Source organism: Peribacillus sp. B65, from assembly GCF_058513295.1.
In genome coordinates this window covers 3,316,810-3,336,237 of the sequence record NZ_CP195840.1, presented here as the reverse complement: position 1 = coordinate 3,336,237, position 19,428 = coordinate 3,316,810, and the positions used below count along the sequence as shown (strand labels likewise).

At 40.3% G+C, this 19,428-nt stretch carries 17 protein-coding genes, 1 riboswitch and 1 other annotated feature; of the genes, 13 read left to right on the top strand and 4 right to left on the bottom strand.

The genetic code is table 11. From position 1 onward, the window contains the following. Positions 1 to 401: 401 nt before the first annotated feature. Positions 402 to 1,565 (bottom strand): MFS transporter, encoded by a 1,164-nt coding sequence (locus ACSR9O_RS16325; protein WP_048679493.1) that lies wholly within the window; start codon positions 1,563 to 1,565, stop codon positions 402 to 404. A gap of 825 nt (positions 1,566 to 2,390) precedes the next feature. After that, positions 2,391 to 2,768 carry a hypothetical protein gene (locus ACSR9O_RS16320; RefSeq protein WP_491724715.1) on the bottom strand — a complete coding sequence of 126 codons (378 nt, stop codon included), beginning with the start codon at positions 2,766 to 2,768 and terminating at the stop codon, positions 2,391 to 2,393. Between the two features lie 342 nt (positions 2,769 to 3,110). Then, positions 3,111 to 3,347 (top strand) — a binding site (T-box leader). Between the two features lie 59 nt (positions 3,348 to 3,406). Here ACSR9O_RS16320 and ACSR9O_RS16315 point away from each other — a divergent pair. Together ACSR9O_RS16315 and ACSR9O_RS16310 are read left to right on the top strand one after the other, a co-directional pair. Then, a complete protein-coding gene (locus ACSR9O_RS16315) occupies positions 3,407 to 4,756 on the top strand; it encodes an amino acid permease (protein ID WP_491724714.1) in 1,350 nt (449 codons plus the stop codon). A 228-nt stretch (positions 4,757 to 4,984) separates the two neighbouring features. Further along, positions 4,985 to 5,641, top strand: a complete 657-nt coding sequence (locus ACSR9O_RS16310) for a phosphatase PAP2 family protein (RefSeq protein ID WP_101223123.1) — start codon at positions 4,985 to 4,987, stop codon at positions 5,639 to 5,641. A 52-nt stretch (positions 5,642 to 5,693) separates the two neighbouring features. Here the strand turns inward: ACSR9O_RS16310 and ACSR9O_RS16305 are convergent, their stop codons facing one another. Then, on the bottom strand, positions 5,694 to 7,082 hold the full coding sequence (locus ACSR9O_RS16305; protein WP_072273439.1) for an L-cystine transporter: 1,389 nt from the start codon (positions 7,080 to 7,082) through the stop codon (positions 5,694 to 5,696). Between the two features lie 296 nt (positions 7,083 to 7,378). On the opposite strand from ACSR9O_RS16305, the gene ACSR9O_RS16300 reads away from it, so the two are divergent. The 9 genes from ACSR9O_RS16300 (at position 7,379) to ACSR9O_RS16260 (ending at position 16,055) form a co-directional block, all read left to right on the top strand. Next, entirely contained in the window at positions 7,379 to 7,888 is a 510-nt protein-coding gene (locus ACSR9O_RS16300) for a GNAT family N-acetyltransferase (protein WP_491724713.1), read from the top strand. A 108-nt stretch (positions 7,889 to 7,996) separates the two neighbouring features. Beyond that, positions 7,997 to 8,185, top strand: a riboswitch (cobalamin riboswitch). Between the two features lie 191 nt (positions 8,186 to 8,376). Further along, complete coding sequence (locus ACSR9O_RS16295; protein ID WP_491725483.1) at positions 8,377 to 9,456, top strand: FecCD family ABC transporter permease; 1,080 nt, start codon at positions 8,377 to 8,379, stop codon at positions 9,454 to 9,456. Then, positions 9,453 to 10,220, top strand: coding sequence for a heme ABC transporter ATP-binding protein (locus ACSR9O_RS16290; protein ID WP_260358451.1), 768 nt, complete (start codon positions 9,453 to 9,455; stop codon positions 10,218 to 10,220). Before ACSR9O_RS16295 ends, ACSR9O_RS16290 begins: the two co-directional genes overlap by 4 nt. A 27-nt stretch (positions 10,221 to 10,247) precedes the next feature. After that, positions 10,248 to 11,237: an ABC transporter substrate-binding protein gene (locus ACSR9O_RS16285; protein ID WP_491724712.1), complete on the top strand. Its 990-nt coding sequence runs from the start codon at positions 10,248 to 10,250 to the stop codon at positions 11,235 to 11,237. Between the two features lie 175 nt (positions 11,238 to 11,412). After that, a complete protein-coding gene (locus ACSR9O_RS16280; protein ID WP_260358449.1) occupies positions 11,413 to 11,871 on the top strand; it encodes a VOC family protein in 459 nt (152 codons plus the stop codon). A gap of 184 nt (positions 11,872 to 12,055) precedes the next feature. After that, complete coding sequence (locus tag ACSR9O_RS16275; RefSeq protein WP_491724711.1) at positions 12,056 to 13,660, top strand: ATP-binding protein; 1,605 nt, start codon at positions 12,056 to 12,058, stop codon at positions 13,658 to 13,660. Positions 13,661 to 13,662: 2 nt separating this feature from the next. Continuing rightward, positions 13,663 to 14,367, top strand: coding sequence for a response regulator (locus ACSR9O_RS16270; protein ID WP_101223120.1), 705 nt, complete (start codon positions 13,663 to 13,665; stop codon positions 14,365 to 14,367). Positions 14,368 to 14,540: 173 nt separating this feature from the next. After that, positions 14,541 to 15,851 (top strand): CitMHS family transporter, encoded by a 1,311-nt coding sequence (locus tag ACSR9O_RS16265; RefSeq protein WP_230176638.1) that lies wholly within the window; start codon positions 14,541 to 14,543, stop codon positions 15,849 to 15,851. 57 nt (positions 15,852 to 15,908) lie between these two features. Next, positions 15,909 to 16,055, top strand: a complete 147-nt coding sequence (locus ACSR9O_RS16260; RefSeq protein WP_202190584.1) for a hypothetical protein — start codon at positions 15,909 to 15,911, stop codon at positions 16,053 to 16,055. A gap of 174 nt (positions 16,056 to 16,229) precedes the next feature. Here ACSR9O_RS16260 and yyaC read toward each other — a convergent pair whose 3' ends face one another. Next, positions 16,230 to 16,802 (bottom strand): spore protease YyaC, encoded by a 573-nt coding sequence (gene yyaC, locus ACSR9O_RS16255; protein WP_491724710.1) that lies wholly within the window; start codon positions 16,800 to 16,802, stop codon positions 16,230 to 16,232. Between the two features lie 264 nt (positions 16,803 to 17,066). Between yyaC and ACSR9O_RS16250 the strand changes: the two genes are divergently transcribed. After that, the gene (locus ACSR9O_RS16250) at positions 17,067 to 17,915 is read left to right on the top strand and encodes a pentapeptide repeat-containing protein (protein WP_491724709.1); all 849 of its coding nucleotides are present in this window, start codon (positions 17,067 to 17,069) and stop codon (positions 17,913 to 17,915) included. 590 nt (positions 17,916 to 18,505) lie between these two features. Further along, positions 18,506 to 19,243, top strand: a complete 738-nt coding sequence (locus ACSR9O_RS16245; RefSeq protein ID WP_230176642.1) for a MerR family transcriptional regulator — start codon at positions 18,506 to 18,508, stop codon at positions 19,241 to 19,243. The last annotated feature ends 185 nt before the right edge of the window (positions 19,244 to 19,428 follow it).

The following is a 19,428-nucleotide window of genomic DNA, read 5'->3' as shown; positions in this document are numbered from 1 at the left end:
CAGCCTTTTTTACGGATTACAGGAAAAAAGTAGGTGAAATGATGTTAAGAGTGATTTTAGAATTATTTCGTATAATCACTATTATTTTCGTTATTGGAATGATAATGGGGCTCATCATTAATTCAATCTATGCGATTTTTGGAATAACCGTAGAGAATACCACGGGCGGATGGATTGTTGGTATGGCAATTTTTCCATTACTTTATGTACTCTATAAAAACCGGCTTCAATTTTCAGGTTTCTATAAAAATGGTAAACAAGTAAAACTCTCAAACAGAACAACTACTATACTGCTTTGCTTCTCTGTGTTAATGTTGACGGTTGCCCCTTTATTTCGCTAACGGAATGTAAAAAGAGCATGTTTTAATCAAAACATGCTCTTTTTTATACCGTTTTTTAGATTATACAGCTTCCTCTGCGGTATCGAGCCTCGTTCCGTATATCCGATAAAGAACCAAAGCGAATACCATTCCTATAAAGGAGATGGAGGAGATGAACAGGTAAAGGGTCTTCCCTCCATATGCTCCATATATGGCTCCGCCTATATAAGAAGCAATGATTCCCGAAACCCCGAAGAATAGCAGCGCCAGTACGGTCTGGCCTGTGGCACGCCATTCCACCGGAACAATCCGGTAAAGATATTGGATGGCCGCCGAGTAGAAAATCGGGAAAGTTAATAGCTGCATGACTTGCAAATAAGCCAATAGCTGTGGATCGGTAATCCACGCTGAGACGAAATAACGGATAAAGAAAAACGCTGCTGCAAACGAAATGATGATGATTTCCTTACCTTTGCGCAGCCACCAAAAGCTTAGGGCGAATACAACGATTTCACTTCCCGCCGCCAAGAACCAGGTCAAGCCTACAAGCTTGGCACTTCCTCCAAGTTCCCGGATATATACTCCAAGGAAGGTATCGTTCATCCTTGCTGGAACAGCACAGATAAAGACCAATAACAGAAAGAGAAGCGTCTCTTTATTGCTGAAAAAATGCTTAAGGCTGCTTAAGGTGACAGGTTTCCCTGAAACGGGAGCATCAGGCATCATCCAGCTGACAATGAAGCTGATCAAACCTATTCCTGCAAAAAGGAACGCAAGGCTGTTCGCTCCGAAATATGACATAACATAGCCGGTGATCAGCGATATGACCGCATAACCCAATGCACCATATGTCCGGATGGAGCCGTAGCTAATCCCGGATTTCTCTGCCATCGTAAAATTGAGGCTTTCCGTCAGGGGATCGATCGGCATCAAAAAGAAATAAAGCAGCATGGCAAACAGGATAAGCTGAAGATAACTGCTTGAATCATAGAGGAAATAACCGATTACGCTCGAGAAAAAGATGAGTAACAACAGGACTTTTCGTATAGTCCTTGTTTTGTCGCTGATCATTCCCCATAAAGGCTGGGTAATGAGGGTGACAAAACCTCCTGTACCGATGATGAATCCGATTTGGGCTGGACGCAAACCTTGATCAGCCAGATAGACTGGCAGAAACGGAATGAAAATGGCAAGCAGTCCAAAATATAAAAAGTTAAAACTCTTTAATAATCGTATTGCTTTCATAAAAAATATGATACCTCACGTGTTCTATAGAGTGGATTGATTTCAGACCATGTTATTGTAACATTGATGACAGAATTTGAAAAAATAGTTTAAATTTTATGGATGAAAATAGAATGATAGAGTTGGTTTCGAGGTTAAATTTCACTTTTTAAAAATGGATGTAAATGATAGAATTAACACTTATTGTTAATTGGGGAGGGTGGTAATTCATGGACCAGGACACAAAAGTAATTCAAGAGTTGCAGGAATAGAAGCAAAAAGTCGGTCATCTGGAAGACTTATTAACGCAGCAAAAGAATAAAAAGGAAAAAGCAGGACCATTTCGAATCTTCCTGGACGCGGTAGGCTCACTGCTATTTGGATTAATTGTTGTAGGACCGGTTATTGTGATTGTCGTTGGGGTTCTGATGGTGGCTGCATCATGGTTAGGGATGGAGTTTTTTTAGGAGAGTCTAGGCTTTTATGAATAGATTAATTGATTAGGTAAACAACAGGAGCTGTGATCGGTTTTTTCAGTGGGAATTATTGACGAAGGCTAGGGAAAAGACCTTTAAAATCCGTCCATTCGGATATATCGGTTCCATTTTGTTAGTTAGGATATTAGAGGGTATTTATCCTATAATTATATAAAAATGAATTTGTTAAAATTGACCCAGAGAAATTTGAACTAATTAAAAAGGTATCATTAGTAAGTTGTTATTCTTGAAGCCTTTTCGTCATTGCTTATACGTTGGCTACTCATTTCGGTGATCTAGTTCAGATGTTAGCAGCACTTGTAAACAAAGGGAATTAATTTGGTCTAGAGGGGCGAATACGCCCTCTTCTTTATTTGCTTTGCTTTAAAGTAAAGCTTTCTTCATTACCATCCCAATTAATTGTTATATGTATAGGCATACTTTCATTAGTTACTGAACAGCCGCTACATGCAGTTTGAATTTCAACTGTTGGTTCGTTGTAGTTTGTCGTTTTCTGCTTAGTTTCACCATCATTAATTGAAATCTCCAAAGTCTTGAAAAATACATCGCTGGCTACATCTTTATATTTAAAAGTATAGGTTCCATTTTCCGAATCTTCAGTAGCGGTTGCAACATACTCTCCTTTCCAATGATCGCTCTCCCCAGAAAGATTCATGTATTTATCACCGTTACTACACCCAACCAAAACAGATAATAAAAAAATTATAATAATTAAGGTTTTTTTCATTATGTCCTCCAAACAGATAGTGAGTTATTCGTTAGATTTATTTCCTATATAAATACTATAACATTGAATATATGGAAAAATATAGAGGAAACCGAGTGCGGGAAGAAGGTAACCTCATGATACATTTCTAACAGATAAGCTGCCGTAGCAACCAGTCTTATCGGTTGCGTTTGCCAAGAAACGGAAATAGAACCACTCATCCTCACAAGATCGTAATAGCTGGCTCACGTTGATTTCCCCTAATTTATTTCTTTGAAAATATTATCCTAAGAAAGTTATTGACAAATTTACCTTGAGTCCGTATAGTATGGGATATTATTAAAAATATTCAGATATAATTTTTGAAACGCAATGATCAGGAGTAGTAAAAGCTCATTATTCGGTAAAGAGAGCTGCGGGTTGGTGCAACGCAGTCCAATGATACTTTGAACTTGCCTGGGAGTGGTAAAGCGAAAGATAGGAATGATTCCATTCTTTTGTTTTAACGATTGACCTTCGTTACAAGGTTTTTAAAGCAGGGTTCTTTAAAGAGCCAATAAGAGTGGTACCGCGGTAAGCTTAAGGCATATCGTCTCTTTCTTCATTTGATTATGAAGGAAGAGACGATATGCTTTTTTTGATTTTGGGGAGGTAAGGATATGGAAACGGACAAACGGAATTTACAGAGGACAATGACTTCAAGGCATATAACGATGATGGCATTAGGAGGTGCCATCGGGGCAGGTTTATTTAAAGGAAGCAGTTCAGCCATTGATATGGCAGGTCCTTCCGTAATCATTGCGTACTTGATAGGAGGCATCATCCTATTATTCATCATGCAAGGTTTAGCTGAAATGGCGGTCCGCAATAGCGGTGCACGAACATTCAGGGATTTGGTCCAATCGATTTTAGGAAAGTACCCTGCCTATTTCCTGGATTGGATTTATTGGAAAATGTGGGTATTGAATATCGCGGCCGAATCAGTGGTTGCGGCAATTTTCATTCAATATTGGCTGCCTGGATATCCAATCTGGATATTGGCATTAGCTGTTTCGATTTTAGTTACTGCGGTTAACTTACTGTCGGTAAAGGTTTTTGCTGAAACGGAGTACTGGCTTGCTTTAATTAAGATTACCGTCATCATTGTGTTCATCATGGCTGGATTATTGTTGCTGCTCGTTACTTTTGGTGATCATACAGCCGTCGGTTTTTCTAACTTGACCGAGCATGGAGGTTTCTTTCCGAATGGATCGACAGGTTTGATCACGGCGATGCTGGTGGTAATCTATTCATATGGCGGTACGGAAATCATTGGGGTCACATTAGCTGAAACGAAAAATCCTGAAAAAGTGGTTCCAAAGGCCGTTCGCAGTACATTGGTCAGGATCATTTCTTTCTATATCATTCCTTTTTTCATCATCGTTAGCTTAATTCCTTGGAACGAAGTAAACGGGGTGAAGGAAAGTCCGTTTGTGATGGTCTTTCAAATGATCGGGATTCCAGGTGCCGACCATATCATGAATGCCGTTGTTCTATTAGCGATCATATCATCGATGAACTCCGGGTTGTATGGTTCATCCCGCGTTCTGTATACACAAGCCGTGGATGGTCGCGTTCCGAAAATCTTTTCCCGCTTATCCAAGAAGAAAGTACCTGTTCCCGCAATATTAATATGTACTTCCGCTTTATATGGCGGTGTATTGATTTCCTTATTTGCTGGAAGCAAGACCTTCGATTTCCTAATGGGTTCGCTTGGATATACCGTATTATTCATCTGGTTGATCATTGCTTTCGCCCATTTGAAATCACGTAAACAACAGTCCGGAAAAACAAGTGCCTATTCGGTAAAATGGTTCCCGTATACGACTTGGGCTGCGATCATCGCTTTAATAACGATCCTGATCGGAATCATTTTCACGACATCCATAGTCGTTACGATCATTACACTTTGCATCTACATCTTCATTTCCTTAACGTATGTATGGAAAAAACGCCATAACAAAATCTAGAGATAGCGGAGTGATCACTTTTGCCTTCCCGCATATAAGTTTCCGTTTCAAGCCGTGGTATATGCCATGGCTTTCGTTATGTATTCATGGTCTGATGAAAAGTAAGAGATATCCATTTTACTAGTTCATGGGAATCATTAACTTTAGCAATTAAAGAGTTAATCTAGTGAAAAATGTTGTATAATAATCTTTGGAAAAAAACCAATATATTGAAAGTCGGAGCGAGCTATGAAAAACAATTCCTTACTATCCTTTCACCCGTTATATTATTTAATACTTTTGGTGATTACTAGTTCCATCTATTCAATCATCAACCAATCTTCAGGTCATGCTGTCGATGTTACGACTATAATAGATGGGGAGATTCCCTTTATTAAAGAATTTGTCGTTCCTTATTTACTTTGGTATCCGTATATTTATGGATTGCTGATTTACTACTGTTTTGTTGACCGAAAGCACTATTTCGTAGGATTAGGCAGTTTGATATCGGGGAAACTTTTCTGTTTTCTTGTATATTGCCTTTGGCAAACGACAGTTCCGCGTCCGGAAGTGGTGGGTAACGATATCTTTGCCCATTTAATGCGATTCGTCTATAGTCATGATCAACCTGTCAACTGTCTTCCCAGCATACATGTACTGACTACATTCATCATGATGATCGTTGCCCATAAGCGGAAAGAACAGCACAAATGGGAGTATGCCAGTGTCACTGCATTCGGAACACTGATCATCCTCTCGACGCTATTTACGAAACAGCATGCTGTATTGGATGTACTCGCAGGAATACTCCTTGCATGCGGGGTATATGCAGCTGTCCAGTATATGTTCCAAGCACTATCGGCTATTCAGGCCAATCATTACACAGCGAGGCAAATTAAAAAGTGACCATATGTAAAAAAGCATCGAACCTCCAATGGAAGTCCGATGCTTTTTTATTTTACATTTCAGCTTCGATTTTCAAAGATGATTCTTCACTGAACTGTTCCTTATCCAGGTCGCCCGTTATTTTACTAGTCAGAATACCGGAAGTCATGCTTCCGCTGACATTCACAGCCGTTCTTCCCATATCGATCAATGGCTCGACGGAAATCAGCAGACCGGCCAAGGCGATTGGCAAGTTCATTGCAGATAATACTAGGATGGCAGCGAATGTTGCTCCTCCGCCTACACCTGCAACCCCGAATGAGCTAATGGCCACGATGGCAATCAACATGGCTATAAAGGAAGGATCTAGCGGGTTGATCCCAACCGTTGGAGCGATCATGACCGCTAACATGGCCGGATAGATTCCGGCACAGCCGTTTTGACCGATCGACAAGCCGAAGGATCCGGCAAAGTTGGCAATACCTTCGGACACCCCTAGTTGTTTCTGTGTCTGGATGTTCAATGGCAGAGCTCCTGCACTTGTTCTTGAAGTGAAGGCAAATGATAATACCGGGAAAGCTTTTCTCAAATATACGATTGGATTCAATCCTGCAAGCATCAGCAATAACAGATGGATGAGGAACATGACAATCAGGGCGACATAAGAGGCACCGACGAATTTCCCCAATTTCAGGATTGCATCCAAATCGCTCGTAGCTACAGTCTTCGTCATGATCGCCAAGATCCCGTAAGGTGTTAAACGCAGGATCAATGTTACAACGCGCATGATGATGCTGTGCAATGTATCTACTATTTTAGCAAAAAATTCAGCATGTTCAGGCTGTTTCCTTTTGACCCCTAAATAGGCAATCCCAAGAAATGCAGCAAAAATTACAACGGAAATGGTTGATGTCGGACGTGCACCCGTTAAATCAAGGAACGGATTGGACGGAATCAACTCAAGGATTTGCTGAGGCATCGTTTTATCCTGAATCGTACCGTATGTTTCCGATATTTGATCCCCGCGGCTTAACTCCGCTTCCCCTTGCTCAATTTGAACGGCTTCCAAATTGAATACAGTTGCCGAGGTGATCCCGACAGCTGCTGCAATCGCAGTCGTTCCAAGCAGGATTCCGATGATCAGGACACTGATCTTTCCAATATTGCTAGTCAGTTTCAATCTTGTGAATGCGGATAAGATCGAAATGAAGACAAGCGGCATGACGATCATTTGCAGGAACTTGACATAGCCTGAACCTACGATGTTAAACCAATCGACCGATTTAACGATCGCTTCTGACTGAGGTTCATAGAAATACTGCAAAAGAAGTCCGAATACAATCCCTAAACCAAGTCCAGTAAAGACCCTTTTTGTAAAGGAAATATGCTTCTTATTCATGTAAAATAATACGCCTAAAAGAACGAGCATTATGGCAAGATTTAAAAACACATAACCAATCATATATATTCCTCCTAATTCCGATTAACCAAATGAGAATAATAAATATCTGATGCCTATGATACATCATCCGTTGATTTTTTACCAGAAGAAAATAATTTATTTTTGACTTTTCAAGTAATTCATGTATTTATCTTTATTCAGGAACTGAATTAGAGGGAACAATATGGTGCCTGGAACAAGTTGGGAATAAATCCTTCCATTATATATATATTATCAGGAAGGATAAGCACTTGGTTTTCTTGAATGATATAACAGGCCGCGTATGCTTAGCGTTTTTTTGAAAGGATGAAGAATAAGTGGATATATACATTAACAGGCTTAATGAACAGGCTGCACAAGAGTTATTTGCATTTGAATGCAATAATAGAAGGTTTTTCGAGCAAACGGTCCCAGGCCGGGGAGATGATTATTATAGCTTTGGATCGTTTGGAATCAGGCATAAGGAATTATTAAAAGAACAAGAAGATGCTATCTCTTCTTTTTATTTGATTAAGGATGGTTCAGGCATAATCGTCGGCAGGATTAATCTATTGGATATCGACCCCGTTAATGGTACGGCTCATGTCGGTTATAGAATCGGTGAAGCGTTTACGCAAAAAGGGTTTGCGAATGAAGCTCTAAAGCTTTTGGTTAATCTGGCGCCGGAATTGAATGTGACTCAAATACATGCCAAAACTACAAGCGACAATATCGCTTCCCAAAAGGTTTTAGTGAAAAACGGTTTTGAACGGATTTCGATTGATGAGGAGTTTAGTGTGGATACGGGTCAAAAGCTAACATTCTACCATTATAGAAAGAACCTTTAAATCCATTTTCTTCTATATAATAGACCGCATCCCATTTTTTTAATTGTGAAAAGATTGGGAGTATACTATACTAACGTTGTATTTAATTGTTTGGAAAATTTTGCGAAGTTCATATATTTGCCGCTGGGTGCCTTTGTGTGAACAAAGGGTAACAGGGAATCGGGTGCAAATCCCGAGTGGTCGCGCCACTGTAACCAAGGAGTTTTCTTTCAGGATGTCACTTGACCGTCAGTCAGGGAAGACGAAAGGAAATGTTGATATGGAAGCCAGGAGACCTACCTAGTGAGCATCACCAATTTTTCCTTCGCTGAGAGGAGAGGTGTTCGAGAGTAAGAAAAGGCGGACTTAGGTCCTTCCGTATTTTTGGGCCTATACTCGTAACTCCATTCTTTGTTAAAAGGATTGGGGTTTTTTTGTGTTTTTTTTGAAGGAGGATTTCATCATTGGAAGAGTCATTGATTAGAAGCTCATTGAAAGAGAGAGGGGATGTGCTTGAAGAACCTCATTTTGAGAGAAATGCCAAGCGCAGGTTTCGTTTTCTGCTGTTTTTCTTGCTGTGCATCCTTTTATTATCAGTTACATTCGCTGTTACCCTTGGGCCAGTTAAGATGTCAGCAATAACGGTTTGGAAGATCGCCTTAGGGCATCTGCCTTTTATCGGTGGTTTTCTGGAGGTGAATTGGAGTATCGCACAAGAGCGGATCATTTGGGATATCCGCCTGCCCCGTGTATTGCTCGGTGCGGTGGTAGGTGCGGGATTATCCGTAGTGGGTGTCGTCATCCAGGCCTTGGTGCGCAATTCACTCGCAGATCCGTATATTCTGGGCATTTCATCTGGTTCCTCTGTTGCTGCAACCCTTGTCATTCTTTTTGGGGCGCTTCCTATATTCGGTCAATATGCGTTATCATTCGGTGCCTTCCTGGGGGCCATGGCTGCGATGCTTTCCGTGTATTTATTGGCTCAAGTGGGAGGGAGAATTCAAACGACAAGGCTGTTATTGGCGGGTGTAGCCATTTCGATGATCATGTCTGCCGTCACTAATTTCATTGTCACTCTTGCACCAAAAGATTCCGGCATCCGTGAAGCGATGTTTTGGATGATGGGCAGCTTAGCGGGGGCAAAATGGGACTACATACCGATTCCAGCGGTTGTGGTGCTTGTGGTTTCCTTGTTCCTTATCGTACAATCCCGCTCCCTCAATATCTTATTGATGGGCGAAGAAGTAGCCGCGACGCTCGGAGTCAATATGGAAGCCTTCCGTAAAGTTCTGATCATCATTACATCCCTTGTTACGGGAACAGTTGTGGCTGTAAGCGGTTCGATTGGGTTCATCGGTCTGGTCGTACCGCATTTAGCCCGGCTATTGGTCGGGACAGACCATAAACGTGTTCTTTCATGCAGCATATTGATTGGCATGATCCTCGTCATTTGGTCAGATGTTTGTGCCCGGCTGGTCCTGGCACCTCAAGAACTTCCGATTGGGGTTGTCACCGCACTTTGCGGAGGACCATTCTTCATTTGGCTTTTGCGGCGAAGTTCATATTCATTTGGAGGTGGGGGCAAGTGAGATTAGTTATTGAAGAAGTATCCTATTCAATTCTGGACACTCCTATCATTGAGGATATATCACTGCAAATAAAAACTGGGCAGTTCGTTGGGCTGATCGGTCCGAATGGGAGTGGGAAATCCACTTTATTAAAAAATGCTTCTCGGATCTTGAAGCCTCATACGGGAGCTGTTCACCTGGACGGCCGTGACCTTTACCGGCTTTCACAGAAACAAACAGCCAGGGAAATGGCGGTTGTCAGTCAGGAAACATCCCTGACCTTCGACTTTAGTGTACAAGAGATGGTTTGGATGGGACGGCATCCTCATAAGCGGTTATTTCAGGGAGATACGGAGAAAGATAGAGGAATCGTCAATCAAGCATTAGCTCGCGTTGAAATGAGTGGATTTGAAGACAGGAGTTTCATGAGCTTGTCGGGTGGTGAGAAACAACGTGTCCTCATAGCCCGTGCCCTTGCCCAGGAAGCGAATATCATCATCCTGGATGAACCAACGAATCATTTAGACATCAGGCATCAGCTCCAATTGCTGGACCTTGTAAAAAAGCTGGACGTTACCGTCTTGACGGCTCTGCATGATATAAACTTGGCAGCCATGTATTGTGATCATATATATGTCATCCAAAATGGCAAAGTGATCACATCCGGAACACCAGAAGCTGTATTGACGACAAAAATGATAAGGAAGGTGTTCGGGGTGGAAACGGAAATCGGCATACACCCCATCACGCAAAAGACGCATATCACCTTTTTAGCACATATATAAAAAAAAAATGGATATGAGGGAAAGTATATGACTGTTTACCGAAAGATTTTGTTAAGCATCATTTTTTTGGCAATGATGATATTGGGCGCTTGCAATAACTCCGAGGAAGCTTCAAAGGACGGAGGCAAACAGAGCGAAAAAGGTGGAAAAGAAAAAGTGGTCATCACTAATCTGGATCATGAATTCACCTATGCAGAGGCACCAAAACGTGCGGTTTCGCTAAACCAGCATGCGACGGAAATCATGCTTGCATTGGGGTTGCAGGATTCAATGGCAGGTACGGCTTATTTGGATGACGAAATTTTGCCAAAGTATAAAGATGCCTATGAAACAGTGCCTGTGCTTTCCAAGGAATACCCATCAAAAGAAGTTTTCTTTGAAGCTGAGCCGGATTTTGCATATGCAGGCTGGAAAAGCGCCTTTACGGAACAAACGTTAGGAACCGTCCAAGAGCTAAAAGAAGCCGGAATCAATACATATATCCAAGAGTCTTCCAATATGTCAACACCGACAATAGAAGATGTGTATAAAGATATTGAGAATATTGGACGCATCTTTCATGTAGAAGAAAAAGCAGCGGAAGTCATCAAAGAGATGCAACGGGAAATAAAAGAAACTACAGCAAAAATCGAAAGTGCAGGCAAGCCCAAAAACGTTTTCGTATATGACAGCGGTGAAGAAGTACCGAGAACGGCAGCGAAAAATAATTACATGACAGGAATCATTTCCATGGCTGGCGGCCAGAACATTTTTGGTGATACGGAAGGGGGGTGGCCTGAGGTCAGTTGGGAAGAAGTCGTCGATCGGAATCCGGATGTCATTGCCATCATTGATTACGGAGATATCCCCATAAAGCATAAAGAAGCATTCTTATTAAATAAAAGTGAACTGGCGGATGTACCGGCCATTCGAAATAAAGCAATCATCGTGCTTCCTCTTTCAGCGGGCGCGGAAGGGATTCGTGCACCACTAGCCTTACGGACAGTAGCGGAAGGACTCTATCCCGAGAAGTTTTGAACCGACCAAGCGGATGCTGAACAAATGACCCGAATAATTGACACGAATGAGACGTGTCCTTGTTCGGGTTTTACTATATCCAATTAGAAGGATAATAGGATCGGTTTCTTGAATTATTTTGTTTGGCAGATCATAATTCGTAAAAATGAAAGTTATAGGAGAAGGAGAATCTAATATGATAGAAGGTTTATATGAAGCCCATTTACCAGTCAAGAACCTGGAGATCTCTATGGATTTTTATAAGAAAATAGGCTTGAAACTAGCTTGGAGGGATGAAGATACTGCCTTCTTTTGGATCGAGGAAAACAAAAGCTGGGTCGGCTTATGGGAAGGGAAGGAATATCAAACTCCATACCACCCTTCACTAAGGCATATCGCCTTTCGGGTAACTTATGATAATATGAAAAATGCATTAACTTGGCTCAAATCCTTGCAAATTGAAGTCGTCCCTTTTGGAAAAAGGACAACCATTGAACCTTTTGTGCGTCCGAACCAAGGAAATGCTTCCGTCTATTTCAATGATCCCGATGGAAATAGTCTGGAACTTATGTGTTCGATAAAAGTCCCTGATTCATATAAGCATATTACCGAAAAACTATCACTTGAAGAATGGGAAGAACTATTAACCAGGTGAACTTTGTAAAGGGAAAATTTCCCTCCTAGTCACAACCATAATATAACTAAACTGTTTTGTTACTTAGGATTTTGCAAATTTTATTCAAGTCCATTTGATTAGAAACAAATCATTGTTTTGTTTGGAAGTTGAGAAATATACTATACGAGTATGAGCAATCAATACGGAAAGGCTTGGCATGTGGATGTTTAAAATTAGAGTGAACCTATTAACTCAAATGACATTACTTATCATATTCGTTGTTTTTATCAGTACCTTACTTGTGAGCATCCTATTCTCTACACTGCTGGAAGACATCGTCGAAAACCATATGGGTAAGCAAGCAATGACGGTGGCCAAATTAGCGGCTCAAAATCCAACGATCATCCAGGGATTTAACGATGAACAGCCCTCAGAGGTGATTCAACCCGTATCAGAAATGATTCGTCAAACAACAGGTGCAGATTATGTAACCATTGCAGACCATAAAGGACTTCGATACTCTCATCCTAATCCAGAATATATTGGGAAGCCTACGGCTACTAGTAATGATGCAGTACTAAATGAACACAAATCTATTATTTATCAAGGAAATGGGATATCGGGGCCAGCGATTAAAGCTAAGGCTCCTATCTGGAATGATAAAGGGGAAGTTATCGGTGTTTCATCTGTAGGATTTTTGGTAGAGAATGTGCAAGATCAAATATCCAATTATAAAATGAAGATTATTCATTTGTCACTTATCCCGATCAGTGTAGGAATCTTATGGGCAATATTTATAGCGCGACGCTTAAAAAAGCTTATTTTAGGTCTGGAGCCTGAGGAAATTTCTTTTCTTTTTCAGGAAAGGGAAGCGACACTTGATGCCATCCGATATGCTACCGTTACGATTAACATTGAAAAACAGGTTACTTCCATGAATAAAAGAGCACGTGAATTGTTTCATGATCATCAGCTTATGGTGGGAAAGAGAGTTGTAAATGGGCATTTAGAAAAACTCATCAAAATGGTAATCAGCACAAAAGAGGGGCAGTTCAATCGTAAGTTACTTTTAGGCCAACAGCTATACATTTTGGATTTATCCCCAATCCTAAATCATAATGACGTCAGGGGTATCGTTTTAACAATAAGAACAGTATCAGAAATTGAACAATTAACTAATGAATTTTCAGAAATCAAGGCCTTTTCAGAAAATATGCGGGCACAAAATCATGAGTTTTTAAATAAATTAAATACCATTTATGGATTACTTAGTTTAAAACAGTATGATAGGGCAATGAACATCATCTCTTCTGAAGTGAGGGAGAGGCAAGATATCATTTCGTTTCTTATGTCATCGGTTAAAGACCCTTTAATCGCCGCCTGTTTACTTGGAAAGATAAACCGTTCAAAAGAATTGCAGGTTATTTTAGAAATAGAACAGGAAAGCAATTTAAACAGTACATTAAAACCTGAGGATTCCCATCACTTGGTTTCCGTTATTGGTAATGTCATCGATAATGCGATGGAGGCAGCGCGGCAAAAGAACAAAAGTGAGGGAAAGGTCAAAGTTTCGTTTACGGATTTAGGAAACGAAATCATATTTGATATCGAGGATAACGGTCCAGGTATCCCTCATGCAATGGAAGATATTATTTTTACAGATGGTTATACGACTAAAAATGGGGAAAATCATGGGATCGGCTTGGCCATTGTAAAAAACTCCATTGGTCTTTTAAGCGGTGAAATTTATATTGATCGCAGTTATTTGGGGGGAGCAAGATTTACAATCGTCTTCCCGAAGGATATAAAAGCAGAAAAGGAGGCGTGAGAATGTCCAAAGGACCGATTACAGTCGTCATTGTTGAAGATGATGAGAATGCAGTGAATATATATAAACAATTTACGAATCAACTAGATCAATTCACTGTCATAGCTACAGCTAGCACAGGCAAGCAAGCGCTGAATATACTGCATGCCGCACAACCGGACTTAATTTTATTGGATATCTTTTTACCTGATATGAATGGAATTGACCTTCTTCGGGAAATTAGGAGGGAATACCGGGGGATTGATGTAATCCTGATCACCGCCGCGAATGATACCGAAACAGTCAGTGAAGCGATTAGGGGAGGGGCTTTTGGTTACCTTATAAAACCGATCATTATCGATAAGCTTCTTGCAACGCTCAACCAATACGACCTGACGAGACGGCAGCTGCATAATGGCAATTTAGTAAATCAAGATAAAGTGGATACTCTTTTTCGGACCATAAGTAATTCAAATACAGCAAATGATGTCCAAATAAGTTCTCTTCCCAAGGGAATTGACAAACATACCTTGAAAATGGTCAGAAGCAAGATTCAAAACGTCAATGGCAGTTTAAACGCTGATGAACTAGGTCAACTCGTTGGAATTAGTTATTCAACCATGCGAAGATACCTGGAGTATTTAGTTTCTTGTAATGAAATGGAAGTTGAGGTTTTATATGGTGGTATAGGAAGGCCTGAAAGAAAATATAAAATAAAACACATGTAAATCCCAGTTGATGAAATTCGTTTTCATCAATGGGATTTTTTCTTTTTTAGGCGTGAAAAAAATGAAAAAAACTCTTTTTACTTTCTTTATATGTGAATAAGGCATAATGGATGATAGTCTCTAAAGAAAGCGCTGTCAAAACGAGATGGTGATAAACAGAAGGGGGCTTGAAGATGTTATCCATTTTAGGATTTTCCATGATTGCAGTATTCATGTATTTAATTATGTCGAAGCGACTATCGGCACTAGTGGCCATTATGCTCGTTCCAATCATATTTGGAGTGATTGGAGGATTTTTTACAGAGCTGGGTCCCATGATGCAGGATGGTGTTGAAGGTATAGCTTCAACAGCCATAATGATATTGTTTGCGATTTTATATTTTGGAATAATGATAGATTCCGGTTTATTTGATCCTCTTATTTCTAAAATATTGAAAATAGTAAAAGGAGATCCATTAAAAATAGTTTTAGGAACCGCTATTCTCTCAATGACCGTCGCATTAGATGGGGACGGGACAACTACTTACATCATTACTGTCTCAGCACTTTTACCCCTTTATAAGCGTCTGGGCATGAACAAAATAATATTAGCCACTGTAGCCATGTTATCTATGGGTGTAATGAATATGACACCGTGGGGCGGAGCTTCCGCTATGGCGATGGCCTCGTTGAACCTTGACGCATCGGAATTGTTCTTGCCGATGATTCCTGTCATGGGGTTTGGCCTAATTTGGGTTCTTGTCGTGGCTTTTATATTGGGAAAAGGGGAACGAAAGAGATTGGGCGTAGTGGAGATCCAGCATAATCACACTAATGAAATGAATTCGGAGGCCAATTCCGAGTTAGCGGCAACTACGGTCTCCCGTGATTATCGCAGACCGAAATTGGTCTGGTTCAACTTCATTTTAACGATTGTGCTCATGGCATCATTAATCATTGATTTTATGTCTTTGACCATTTTATTCATGATTGCTTTCGCCATTGCGTTATTGGTCAATTATCCTGATTTGAAAGATCAGCAGGATCGAATCGCCGTTCATTCGAAAAATGCATTAGCCGTCGTTTCAATTGTCATTGCAGCCGGGATTTTTACCGGCATCATGTCTGGAACGAAAATGATCGATGCAATGGCCATTACGTTGGTCTCATTAATCCCGGAATCTTTCGGACCATTTTTACCGGTTATTGTTGCGTATGCCAGTGCCCCTTTTACTTTCTTTATGTCAAATAATGCATTCTATTTTGGCGTACTTCCTATTATCGCACAAGCCGCTGATGCTTATGGAATTAGCGCCGCAGAAATAGGGCGTGCTTCATTAATAGGGCAGCCGATACACGTATTGAGTCCTTTGGTGGCCGCAGCACATTTGCTAATAGGTTTAGTTGGCACTGACTTCGGGGATCTACAGCGGTTTGCCGTGAAATGGGCATTAGGGACTGTCACTGTTATGACAATAGCCGCGATAATCTTGGGAGTCATTTAGTAAAAGGAATGGTTACTCTATCTTGCAGAAGGATATTTTAAAATTGGAGGATTTTCAATGTGGATCATCACACTCTATAAAAGCAGAGGTATTGTAATGTATGAATTTGAAACAGAACAAGCAGCAAGGGAAGTTTTCTGTAATATTCGGGGCAATAAGGTTCTATCAGAAGTTATTTACTTTAATGACCCAGGTTTAGCATAATGATAGCAATGAATAGTAGAGTGTTTAATAAAAAAAGGTTATTGCAAAAGAAAAGTGGAACTTTACAAAATATGATGTATGTTTAAAACGCAAATCATGGGAGTGTCCTTCAAGGTTATGCATTTCATTGTTTACCCCGAAAAGCTAAGGCTTTATTGGGGTTTTTCTGTTGCCCTAGACGCTTTTAACAATGATTCTTGTGGTAATCTTCGCCAGATTCATTACAGTATGCAGTCTCGTATCATTTAAAGATTGTCGGGGCAAAAGGGGATCTAAATAATTTACGACGGCTTTTAGGTGATAATCACCCAATTCAGGTAAGGATTTATTCATCGCTTCACCAGGGGTAAAAGGACCTTTTGTCAGAAATATAGAACCGATTTGATGATAACCACCCAAACAAGCATCGATACCAAAAATAAAGGGATTTACAAATTGCTTTTTTATTTCTTTCAAAACACTTTTCAAATTATGGGCGTGAACAGGATCTGCGAGTGTTCCGAAGACATGATAAGGGACTTGATTTTCTCTAAGCATCGTCCCTACTAAAGGCCCGAATGAATCTCCTGTGGAACGATCAGATCCAATACATAAAAAGATGATCTCTTTGGACATTGGCCGAAGAATTCTTGCGATTTGAAAAGACATTTCGTCTATTTCTCCTTCTGCATTTGTATCCAACGTATAGCTGCAACGCTGCATTTCTATTTTTGTCTCCCTTTTTTTCCTGCCATCAAAAGGATACATGCCTACACCCCCTAGAGTACCGTGATCTTGAATAAATTATAACATGATTAATTATTCTTCAAAATATTATGGAAATCACTTGCTTCCCTCTAATGATCAATTTCAACCGCCGTATCAAGTGGAATATCATTTCTTGTTTATTTGTATTTTGTTAATATATAGATAAATTGGTTTTTTTGATAAAATGAAAACAAAAAAATATACTGTATGAAACTTTTGATTATAGAAAGGCAGAGCCAGTGTTTTATAGAAGGAAGTGTAAGAATGTTTAATCAATTAACGAATAACGATAGTATCCTTAATCAATTACGTGCAGACTGTGAGAATTGTTTTGGTTTGTGCTGTGTGGCTTTGCCTTATGCAAAATCTGCTGATTTTGCATTTGATAAAGAGGGAGGTACACCATGTTCAAACCTGCAATCAGATTATCGTTGCGGCATCCATGAAAATCTCAGAGCTAAAGGGTATAAAGGCTGCACGGTATATGAATGTTTCGGTGCCGGTCAAAAGGTATCTCAACTCACCTATGATGGAAACGATTGGAGGAACAACCCAGAGTCAGCAAAGGAAATGTTCGATGTATTTCCTATTATGCAACAACTTCATGAAATGCTTTGCTACTTAAATGAAGCACTGAATTTAGAAGATGCGCAACCTCTTCACCGAGAATTGCAGGCCGCTTTTGAAGACACGGAATATCTCACTCAACAAAGTCCAAAGTCTATCATGGACCTGAATGTGCCAGCTCATAGAGAAATCGTTAATGATTTACTTCTGCGCACAAGTGAACTGGTACGTGCAAAGGTTTCATTTAAGAAAAATAAAAAAAAGCCGAACAAAATAGGTAGGGGAAGTGACCTGATCGGTGCAAAGTTGAGAGGTGCTGACCTTAGGGGAGCGAACTTAAGAGGAGCTTTGCTTATTGCATCTGACCTCAGGGAAGCCGACATGAGAGTGACGGACCTGATCGGTGCAGACTTTAGGGACGCTGATTTAAGAGGTGCCGATCTCACCGGAAGCTTCTTTATCACACAAGCACAGATTAACTCGGCTAAAGGCGACACAAAGACAAAATTACCACCTTCAATAAGCATTCCCAATCATTGGAGGTAGAAGTTTAGCTAAGATTGGAGCGAGATTTCTTGCAGAGCAAACGCTTAACGAATAATGAGATTGTTTAATTCACGAGTAAAAAGCGGAAACTTACGAGTAAAAGCACTAAATTCACGAGTAAAAGGCGGAAACTTACGAGTAAAAGTGCCAAACTCACGAGTAAAAGCGTCAAATTCACGAGTAAAAGTGCCAAACTCACGAGTAAAAGCGTCAAATTCACGAGTAAAGCACGAAACTCACGAGTAAAAGCGTCAAATCCACGAGTGAATGCGTCAAATTCACGAGTAAAAGCGCGAAATTCACGAGTAAATCACCATATTCATGAGTAAAAGCACGAAACTCACGAGTAAAAGCGCCAGATTCACGAGTAATGGGAAATTTACTACATAGTGTATGAACATCAATAGCGGACAAGTAAATTAGATGTGCTTTAATCCGAAGCTTTTACAAAGAGTGAACCCTGCTAACATGCGATTCTTCATTAGGAAGGATCGTCTTTTAAATTTGGGCGGAAAATTTTCATTTTTCCATTTGACTCTGACGTTGCGTAATACCTTACTGTTAATGATATCGGAAGGAGGTAAAGAGCAGTGGCAATGAAAGTGAAGGAGTTAGCCGATTTGGTTGGCATTAGTGTGCGGACGCTGCATTATTATGATGAAATCGGGTTATTATCGCCAGAGGAAATAACCGATGCAGGTTATCGCCTTTATTCGAATGATAATCTTGAAATGTTGCAGCAAATCCTGTTTTTCAGGGAACTTGGCATGCCATTAAAGGAAATAAAACAAATGATTAGCAGCTCTTCGTTTGATAAACAAGATGCGTTAAAGCAACATCAAAAAATGTTGCTGGAGAAACGCAGTCAGCTCGATAAATTAATTAAGACGGTCGAAAAATCGATTAAACATATGAAAGGGGAAATTCAAATGACGAATAAAGAAAAATTTGAAGGGTTTGACTTCAGTCAGAATCCATATGAAGAAGAAGCTCGCAAGCTTTGGGGGGATAAAGCTGTCGATGAGTCGAAGGCTAAAGTGGCGGGCATGTCCAAAGATGCACAGAAAGTTGTATCAGCAATCTATTTAAAACTTGCGTCAATCCGAAATGGCTCGCCAAAGTCGGAGGAGGCACAAGAGGCAATTAAAGAATGGTATGATTGTTTGAACAATAACTTCGGCACATACTCGCTGGATGCTTTCAAAGGATTAGGTCAAATGTACGTGGACGATCAACGCTTCACCAAAAATATCGACCAATATGGTGAAGGGTTGGCAAAATTCATGTGTGATGCGATGGGGCACTTTGCTGACGCTAACAAAAATTAAAACTCAAGTTTGAGAGATTTCATGATGGAAGGTTGCTGCGGCAACCTTTTTATTTTGGTGCTAAGGGGACGGTCAGTTTAAGAAGTTGTATACTGTGATTATGGGAATATTTAGAATTTAAGAGAACAGGGGGAAACTTATGGAATTTAGGAATGATTCCTTTAACCTCGGGAAAATCAATGATG